At 61.3% G+C, this 2,520-nt stretch carries 3 protein-coding genes; all 3 read right to left on the reverse strand.

The features are described 5' to 3' along the window. Positions 1–12: 12 nt before the first annotated feature. The gene (rfbA, locus tag L0H65_RS18155; RefSeq protein ID WP_301460616.1) at positions 13–885 is read right to left on the reverse strand and encodes a glucose-1-phosphate thymidylyltransferase RfbA; all 873 of its coding nucleotides are present in this window, start codon (positions 883–885) and stop codon (positions 13–15) included. Beyond that, entirely contained in the window at positions 882–1,742 is an 861-nt protein-coding gene (rfbD, locus tag L0H65_RS18160) for a dTDP-4-dehydrorhamnose reductase (RefSeq protein ID WP_301460617.1), read from the reverse strand. Before rfbD ends, rfbA begins: the two co-directional genes overlap by 4 nt. After that, positions 1,739–2,520: dTDP-glucose 4,6-dehydratase (locus L0H65_RS18165; protein ID WP_301460618.1), on the reverse strand; the 782-nt coding region annotated here is incomplete at its 5' end. The genes L0H65_RS18165 and rfbD, both read right to left, overlap by 4 nt.

Genomic DNA, 2,520 nt, shown 5'->3' on the forward strand with positions numbered 1-2,520 from the left:
AGGCCCCCGCCCTTATTTCACCAGTTCGGTCAGGTACTTGCCATAATCGTTCTTGTGAAACATCGCTGCACGCGCCAGCAACGCCGCGCGATCGATCCAGCCCTTCTGATAGGCAATCTCTTCGGGGCAACCGACCTGCAAGCCCTGCCGCATCTGCAAGGTGCGCACGAAATTCCCGGCGTCGAGCAAGCTGCCATGGGTGCCGGTATCGAGCCAGGCAAAACCGCGCCCCATCTGTTCCACCTGCAAGGCGCCGCGTTGCAGATAGAGCGCGAGCAGATCGGCAATCTCCAACTCGCCGCGCGCTGATGGGGTAATCTCACGGGCAAGCGCGGGGGCGTCACCGTCGAGATAATAGAGCCCGGTCACTGCGTAATTCGACGGCGGCACCGCGGGCTTTTCGATGATCGCGCGCACTTGGCCGGTTTCGTCGAAATCGACAACGCCGTAACGCTCCGGGTCAGCGACGCGGTAGCCAAACACCGTGCCGCCGGCGGGCCGGGCGTCAGCGGAATTCAGCATTTCCGGCAAGCCGTGGCCGAAAAAGATATTGTCCCCCAGGACCATTGCCGACGGACTGCCTGCCAGAAAATCCTCTGCCAGAAGATAGGCTTGTGCCAAGCCATCGGGGGAAGGTTGCTGAATGAAACTCAGCGAAAGTCCCCATTGACTGCCATCCCCCAAAAGCCTTCGGAATTGGGGCTGGTCTTCAGGCGTGGTGATCACCGCAATTTCCTGGATGCCGCCCAGCATCAGGCAGGACAGCGGGTAATAGACCATCGGCTTGTCATGCACCGGCAGCAGTTGCTTGGAGGTGCCCATCGTGATGGGCCACAACCGGGTGCCGGACCCACCTGCCAGAAGGATACCCTTGCGCCCTGTCATGCTGTACCTTTCAACTCGTCCAGAATCGCCTGCAACCCCTGTCTCCAATCGGGGCGTGCAATCCCAAAGTCGCGGGTCAAAGTGGCGCAATCAAGGCGAGAGTTGAGCGGGCGTCGCGCAGGCGTTGGATAAGCCGTGGTAGCAATGTCGTGGACCACGCAATCCAACCCGGCCCGCGCCATGATTTCCCGCGCGAAACCGGCCCAGCTTGTTTCCGGCATACCGGCATAATGATAGGTCCCGCTATGTGCGCCTGCGATCATTGCCGTCGCGATCCCGTGCAAGGCCTGGGCCAGATCTGCCGCGGGGGAGGGCGCGCCGATCTGATCGGCCACCACATTCAATTCTTTGCGTTCCGCCCCCAATCGCAGCATGGTTTTCACGAAATTCGCACCATGCGCGGAGACGACCCAGGAGGTGCGCAGGATCACGTGGGGACCGTTCGCGGCACGGATACCGATTTCACCAGCGAGTTTGCTGCGCCCATAAGCACCCAACGGGGCAGTCGCGTGGTCCGGCGCAAAAGGCTGCTCACCATTGCCGTCAAATACATAATCGGTGGAAACATGCAGAAACGGGATGCCCTTGGCCGCTGCCGCCCGCGCCATTGCGGTCGGGGCGGTGCCATTGGCCATCAACGCTGTCGCCTCATCGCTTTCCGCCTTGTCGACGGCGGTATAGGCTGCGGCGTTTATCACCGCGTCGGCATCAGAACCCGCAACAAATGCGGCGCAGGCGCTTGGGTCGGTCAGGTCGGCATCCGCCCGCGACAGGGTTTCCAACACCACACCGGCGGGGCATTGGCGGACAAGTTCCCGCGCCAATTGCCCGGTTTGCCCAAAGACGAGCAGTTTCATGCGCCGGCACCCAGCCGTTCGCCGACGCCTTGTCGCGCCCGCAAGGGCTCCCACCACGCCACATTCGCCAGATACCATTGTACGGTCAGCCGCAGCCCTTGTTCCAACGTAACCGACGGGCGCCAACCCAATTCATCCCGGATGCGGCTTGGGTCGATTGCATAGCGCAGGTCGTGGCCGGGGCGGTCGGCCACGAAACGGATCAGACGGTCATGTGGCGCGCCTTGTGGTGCGAGTTCATCCAGCAGCGCGCAGATCATCCGAACCAGGTCGATATTGCGCGCCTCATTCTCACCGCCGATGTTGTAGCTGCGCCCGATTTTGCCGTTCTCCAGCACGCACAGCAGGGCGTCGGCGTGATCCTCCACATAAAGCCAATCGCGCACATTCTCACCCGCGCCGTAAACCGGAATCGGTTTGCCCGCGAGTGCGTTCAGGATCACCACCGGGATCAGCTTTTCGGGGAAATGATAGGGGCCATAGTTGTTGGAGCAATTGGTCAGCACCACCGGAAGCCCATAGGTTTCACCCCAGGCACGGACCAGATGATCACTTGCCGCCTTTGACGCGGAATAGGGGCTGTTGGGGGCGTAAGGGGTGTTTTCCGTGAAAAGCCCGGTTTCGCCGAGGCTACCAAAAACCTCATCCGTCGAAATATGATGAAAGCGGAAACTGCCGGGCTTACCCTGCGCGGACCAAAAGCCGCGCGCGGCTTCCAGCATGTTGAAACTGCCGGTGACGTTGGTGTCAATGAAATCTCCCGGCCCGTCGATGGAAC

The organism is Pseudorhodobacter sp. (assembly GCF_030452865.1).
Taxonomy (GTDB): domain Bacteria; phylum Pseudomonadota; class Alphaproteobacteria; order Rhodobacterales; family Rhodobacteraceae; genus Pseudorhodobacter.